The 7,175-nt window shown below is 33.3% G+C and carries 4 protein-coding genes; all 4 read right to left on the bottom strand.

Features of this window, described 5'->3' with window-relative positions; genetic code table 11:
- Window positions 1-343: 343 nt before the first annotated feature.
- The 4 genes from glgB to WBN21_RS03745 are packed head-to-tail and all read right to left on the bottom strand — an operon-like array spanning window position 344 to window position 7,138.
- A complete protein-coding gene (gene glgB, locus WBN21_RS03760) occupies window positions 344-2,254 on the bottom strand; it encodes a 1,4-alpha-glucan branching protein GlgB (RefSeq protein WP_424197961.1) in 1,911 nt (636 codons plus the stop codon).
- Window positions 2,255-2,259: 5 nt separating this feature from the next.
- Complete coding sequence (locus WBN21_RS03755; protein ID WP_424197960.1) at window positions 2,260-3,894, bottom strand: trehalose synthase; 1,635 nt, start codon at window positions 3,892-3,894, stop codon at window positions 2,260-2,262.
- Complete coding sequence (locus WBN21_RS03750; protein WP_424197959.1) at window positions 3,895-5,832, bottom strand: alpha-1,4-glucan--maltose-1-phosphate maltosyltransferase; 1,938 nt, start codon at window positions 5,830-5,832, stop codon at window positions 3,895-3,897. It lies immediately after the preceding gene.
- A 37-nt stretch (window positions 5,833-5,869) separates the two neighbouring features.
- Window positions 5,870-7,138, bottom strand: coding sequence for a glucose-1-phosphate adenylyltransferase (locus tag WBN21_RS03745; protein WP_424197958.1), 1,269 nt, complete (start codon window positions 7,136-7,138; stop codon window positions 5,870-5,872).
- Window positions 7,139-7,175 lie beyond the last annotated feature (37 nt).

Raw genomic sequence — 7,175 nt, 5'->3', positions numbered from 1 at the left:
AAACGAAGCACGCTATCGCGCAGAACAGTAAGTTTTAGAATTACATTATTTGAAGTTGAAAAATGTAATACATCTACATTTTTTTTATAATCAATTATCTTAGAAGGGAATAGGTTCCCTTTATATTCTAGTTCGGTGTTTAATATCATTTGATTGGGATAAATATAAAGCAGCGAAAATAACAAATTAAAAAGACCCCCGTAGTTTCTTTTTATTAAAAAAATGAGGGTCTTTTTGTCTATAATTTATTTTATGGACTATTTATTTACTAATCACTTAATCTCCAGACAATCCCAAGTTTTAAGCTGTTTTTGAATAAAATAAATAGCGTATAAATATTATTTTAAGCTTTAAACTCAAAAATGGTTACCGCTAATGGGGCCAGTGTTACTTCTGCAGAATAATCTTTTCCATTCCAGGCTGTTTTTTTAATTGTGATTTGTTTTTTGTTAGAAATACCACTACCACCAAACTCTACAGCATCACTATTAAATATCTCTTTAAGTTTTCCTTTAACAGGAACACCAATGCGGTATCCTTCTCTAACCGTTGGCGTTAAATTACATAGTACCACAACATTATTCTCAGGCTTATATCCTTTTCTGATGTAAGATATAACACAGTTTTCATGGTCGTCGTAACTAATCCATTCAAAACCTTCACCAGAAAACCCTTTTTCGAATAATGCCGGGGTTGATTTATAAAATTTGTTTAATTCTTTATAATAATTCAGCATGTCTTTATGCGGTTTAAACTCTAATAAATTCCAGTCTAAACTTTCTTCAAAATTCCATTCATTATATTGTCCAAATTCGCTACCCATAAATAGTAGTTTTGTACCTGGATGCGTGAACATATAACCATATAATAATCGAAGATTTGCAAATCGCTGCCACTCATCACCAGGCATTCTGCCTATAATAGAATTTTTTCCGTAAACAACTTCATCGTGCGATAATGGCAACATAAAGTTTTCGGTAAACGCGTATGCTAAACTAAACGTAATATCATTTTGGTGAAATTTTCTATAAACCGGATCTTTAGCAAAATACTCTAAAGTATCGTGCATCCAGCCCATCATCCATTTCATGCCGAAGCCTAAACCACCAACAAAAGTCGGTTTTGATACCATTGGAAATGCTGTAGATTCTTCAGCTATGGTTTGCACATCGGGAAATGAAGAATAAATTTCTTCGTTTAACTCTTTTAAGAAACTAATTACTGCAAGGTTTTCCCTGCCGCCATACATGTTTGGCTCCCATTCACCATCTTCACGCGAATAATCTAAAAATAGCATAGAAGCAACGGCATCAACACGCAATCCATCAGCGTGGTATTGATCCATCCAGAAAACGGCATTACTTATTAAAAATGAACGCACTTCGTTTCGTTCATAATTAAAAATTAAACTTTTCCAATCTTGATGATATCCTTTGCGTTTATCAGGATGTTCATATAAACTTGAACCATCAAAGAACCCTAAACCATGCGCGTCTTCTGGGAAATGAGATGGCACCCAATCCAAAATAATACCAATATCGTTTTGGTGTAATTTATCAACTAAATATTTAAATTCTTCAGGGTATCCAAAACGTGAAGTTGGTGCAAAATAACCAGTTACTTGATAGCCCCATGAAGGGTCGTATGGAAATTCCATTATTGGCATGAGTTCTACGTGAGTAAAATTCATTTCTTTTACATAAGTCACCAAATCATCAGCCAATTCAAAGTAAGACATAAACCGATCTTCTTCTATATTTTTTTTCCAGGAACCTAAGTGAACTTCGTAAACAGAATAAGGCGCATCCAAAGCATTGTGTTTTTTTCGCTTTTTCATCCAGTTTTTGTCCTTCCACTTATAATCGTCTTCCCAAACAATAGAAGCCGTATTAGGGTTGTGCTCACATCGCCTTGCGTATGGATCTGCTTTTTCCGTTTTTATATCATTATTATTACTCTGAATTTTGTATTTGTAAGTTGTCCCTTTTCCAATAAGCGGAATAAAACCTTCCCAAATTCCACTAGAATCCCAACGCACATTTAGTTGGTGTTCGCCTTCCATCCAATAATTAAAATCACCAACCACAGAAACTTGTTTTGCCGTTGGCGCCCAAACCTCAAAATAAACACCATCAATGCCATCAACAGTTGTAAGGTGCGACCCCATTTTTTCGTAAAGCCTGTAATGTTTTCCTGATTTAAAAAGGTTTATATCGAAATCTGTAAATAAACTGTGAACTTTTACTTGTGCCATAGGTTTTAATGATTTATTATATTAGATATTCCCTTTAACGGAATGACTGCCCATTGTGGACGCGAATTGAGCTCGTAACCCAACTCGTAAACTGCTTTTTCTAGCAAGCAATATTTTAAAATAAAAACACGCTCTTGGTTGTAACCTAAATTTAAATTTGCGTTTTGAGTTTCAGTTACATAAGTTCCTAAAAACAATCCGGTAATATAGCGATATAGTATTTCACCAGCATCAAATAATTCATTTTGCGATACTTTATAATGCGCTTCAAAATTATTAAAAATAGTAGCATAAATAGCATAATGAAATGATCTAAACATACCGGCTACATCTTTTAAAGGCGGTTGTTTTACTTTCCAATCTCTTATAGTACTTTCGGGCTCACCTTCAAAGTCTAAAATATAGAAATCGTCATCTTTTACAAGTACTTGCCCTAAGTGATAATCGCCATGAACTCTGATACGCTCACCTTTTAATTTTGTCCAATCAAAAGTAACAAATTGCTTTCGTATAAAATTTTTCTTTTCTAAAAATTCCTTTGCTAGCCCTGAGGCTAATCCATCTAACTTATGAAGATTGTTTTCTATAAGATTTAATCTGTTCTGAAATTGATAAAGCACTTTATTTTTTAACCACACCGTATAATCATCATTATAATGCGCAGGTGTAAATGCAGTTTCCTCAAATTCTGAACCTAAGGCAATATGCATTTCTGCTGTACGTTTGGCGAGTGTTTTAATTTTTGTAAAGAGATTTAACCCTGCCCAATCAATTATTTGTGGCGGAATGCCTTGAATAGTTAATCGCTGATATAATTCTGTATTTGGAAGCGAATGAATCTTAATGTTTTTGTATTCAATATTCGAAAATACCTTATGTAATTCTTTCAACATGTAATCCCAAGCATCACCTTCATTTGGTACCATTTCTTGCATTAACCCAATTGTAATATTAACATCATCAGAATCGACAATATTGAGGCTTCCAAGGTACGACGGTGTGTTTTTAAAATCTTTTTTATCTGACAAAAACCGACTCATTTCGTAATCTGGATTTTTATCCGCATAAATGCGTCTAAAAAATTTTAAAACATACTTTTCATTATAAACGAGCGAGGTGTTGCTTTGCTCTAGCCCCATAAATCTTGAAGATTCATATGCAATATTTTTAAACAACAGACTTTTATGATATTGTACTTTTGTGGTGTCTTTTGGAACGGCATTTATAATACGTTCGAATACTAATTTTCTGAATGAATCTAAATTTATAGCGTCAATAATAAAACCTTCATTTCCTTGAATACTCACAGGAAGAATTCTATCCTGTTTTGCAAAATTTTCATCTGTAACAAAGGCAATGGGTAAAAAATAGTGTTGATAAAAAGCTTCAACAAAGTTCACCTCCAATATTAAACCAAAGTAAACCTCACCACCTTGCTGAATTCTAAAGTATTCCGCAAGTTCAATGTATTTTAAAACACTGGCTTTACCGCCATACCAGCGCTGTTTAATAATGTAATCTCCTAAAATATCAGAAAGAAAAACCTTAACAAACTCTTTATTTTCTAATAACTCTTCCCAAGAATTATCAAAATTAAAGTGCTGTATTACAGAGGTTTTTTCTTCCTTGTTCTCAATCATTTATTTATTAATCTTAAAAATATGAAAAGGCAAAGTTGGGTGAAGCTCTACAAAATTCCATTCCTGATACCAGTTATAACTACTACTAGTAACTAAATCTTTAACTTCTATTTTTTGACCGGCCGTTACACCTAATGCTTGCAGAGGCAGTTGAACGACACCTTGTTGGACATTAAAAGCATCTAAGCTAATAATAATTAAAAGCTCGTTAGTTTTGGAGTCGTTCCATTTGTAAAAAGCCATTAAATTATCATTTTCTATATGACAAAATTTAATATTATTTGTTTGTTGAAGGGCTTCATTTTGATGACGAATATGATTTACTTTTGAGATAACAGCAATTAATTTATTCTCGATGGTCCAATCATAATAAGTAAATTGAAACTTTTCTGAATTTAAATACTCTTCACGCCCAATTAAGGCGTCACTCAACATGTATTCATACACAGGTCCGTAAAGCCCAATACTAGAACTTAAAGTGGCCGCCAATACATAGCGTTGGATGTGTTTAGCTTCATTAGCGCCTTGTAAATGATACGGGTTAATATCAGGGGTATTTGGCCAAAAGTTGGGTTGCATATATTCTGATAGTTCACTTTTGGTCAACTCTTCAATATATTCGATCAGTTCGTGTTTGTTATTTCGCCATGTAAAATAGGTGTACGATTGTGTGTAACCTTGTTTTGCCAGCTGTTGCATAACTTTTGGCGCAGTAAAAGCCTCGGCTAAAAAGATAACATCGGGATGTTTTGCTTTTACATGTGTAATAATCCAATTCCAAAAAAAGAATGGTTTCGTATGAGGGTTATCAACTCTAAACACATTAATCCCACAATCTATCCAATACATTAAAATATCTAGACATTCTTTCCAAAGGTTTTTATAATCGTCACTTTCCCAATAAATGGGCAAGATATCTTGATACTTTTTTGGCGGATTTTCGGCATATTGTACGGTTCCATCGGGACGCCACTTAAACCATTTTGGATGCTCTTTTACCCAAGGGTGATCGGGAGCTGCTTGCAATGCATAATCCATGGCAATTTCAATATTTTGCTCTTTTGCTTTTTGGATAAGATTTTTAAAATCTTCAAGTGTTCCTAACTCTGGATGAATATCTTTATGTCCTCCATGTTTAGAACCTATTCCCCAAGTTGAACCTACATCACCTTCTTTGGCCTCGGTAGTATTATTTTTGCCTTTTCTATTTACTTCTCCAATAGGATGAATTGGCGGAAGGTAAAGGGTATCAAAACCCATTTTTGAAACTCTAGGCAATAAGCGTACGCAATCATTAAACGTGCCGTGAACACCTTTTTGTTCGGATGCTGAACGCGGAAAAAACTCATACCAAGTACTGAATCGTGCTTTTTTTCTATCTACATAAACCTGATATTCTTTTGACTCATTTGATAAAATCCTTTCGGGGTGATTATAAAAAATGGTATATAATTTTTTACTAGTAGCTTCTTTTATAGCCTCATTGTAATGCGCATCGTCGCTAAAAATATTAATCAAATTATCAAGATAATCTGTATCGCTTCCTTTAGAAATCGCTTTAATATTTTTTAAGTATTCAATACCTTCTAAAAGTTCTGATTTTACGTGTTGATTATCGTCTATTTTCCGCTCAATTCCATGTTGCCAGTTTAATGCATAATCAACCCAAGCTTCAACTTTATAAGAATAAAACCCTTGTTTTTTAACCACGAATGATGTTTGCCATTCGTTATTTATAACTAAGCGCATTCTAGATTCACTCCATTTTTTATCTTTTTCGTGTTTGTATAAAACAGAGGCAGCAATTATATCATGACCATCACCTAAAACGTGAGCGTCTACATTTACTATTTCATTTACAACGCGTTTTATATAAAATTCACCACAATTAACACTTGGTGAAACGTAATCAATTACAACTCTTTTTTGGTTTTGCATTCGTTTTAAAGTTATCAGAGAGTTTATAAAAATTTAATTATTCAATAGTATATCCTGAAGGAATTGTAGCGCCATTTTTTATTACCACAATACCATCTTTTATAAAGTACGTATCTGTTTCTTTATCTTCCAAATGTTTACCGCCATCAATTCTCACATCGTCTCCAATTCTACAATTTTTATCGAGAATGGTGTTTTTTAAATAACAACGTTCACCAATACCCATTAGCACGGATATTTTGTTACTTTCAATTTCAGCCAAGGTTTCATAATAATCGCTACCCATCATATAAGTGTTAATGACTGTAGATTCTTTGCCTATTCTAGAACGAATTCCAATTACGGATCTTTCAATTTTTGTAGCACTAATTATACAACCTTCCGCAATAACAGCTCTGTCTAATACGGTACCAGCAACTTTAGTAGTTGGAAGCATTGGTGCGTGTGTGTAAATACGTTTTGTTCTGTCATATAAATCAAATTCTGGAATATTATCAGTTAAACCTAAATTAGCCTCAAAAAATGAATCTATATTTCCAATATCAGTCCAATAACCTTCATATTGGTAGCTTAAAGTTTTATATTTATCAATAGATTGTGGAATTATTTCTTTTCCAAAATCCATGGTATCCGGGTTTTTCATTAACTCAATTAAAAGATCCCCGTTAAAAATATAAATACCCATAGAAGCCAAATAATGTCTACCCTCATTTTTCATTTCATTACTAACCTCAGATTCCCATTCGGGCAGTAATTCTGACGCTGGTTTTTCAATAAAAGATGTGATTACATTTTTTTCATCGGCTTTCAAAATTCCAAATGAAGTAGCATCACCTGCATGAACGGGAATGGTTGCAATAGATATTTTTGCTTTTCTTTTGATATGCTCTTCAATCATTAAAGTATAGTCCATTTGATATAATTGATCTCCAGATAAAATGAGCGCGTACTCAAATTCATAATTCAAAAAATGATGCATACTTTGCCTTACCGCATCAGCTGTGCCTTGGAACCATTTCTGACTCGACATAGTCTGTTCTGCAGCTAATACATCAACAAATGCCATACTAAAGAAACTAAAGTGATATGTATTTTTAATATGTTTATTTAATGATGCGGAATTAAATTGTGTTAACACATACATCCTCTTGATATCTGAATTAATACAGTTAGAAATTGGGATATCAACCAATCTATATTTACCGGCAATCGGCACTGCAGGCTTTGATCGTGATTCCGTGAGCGGGTATAACCTTGAACCCTGGCCGCCGCCTAAAATAATTGCTAATACATCATTATTAATCATATTTATCGATTTTAATATTTTTATTAATTAATATTTC

The sequence above is a fragment of the Algibacter sp. genome (assembly GCF_049667265.1).
Classification (GTDB): Bacteria; Bacteroidota; Bacteroidia; order Flavobacteriales; family Flavobacteriaceae; genus Algibacter_B.
Note: the sequence above shows the minus strand (reverse complement) of the source record. Positions and strands in the feature narration are given on the sequence as shown.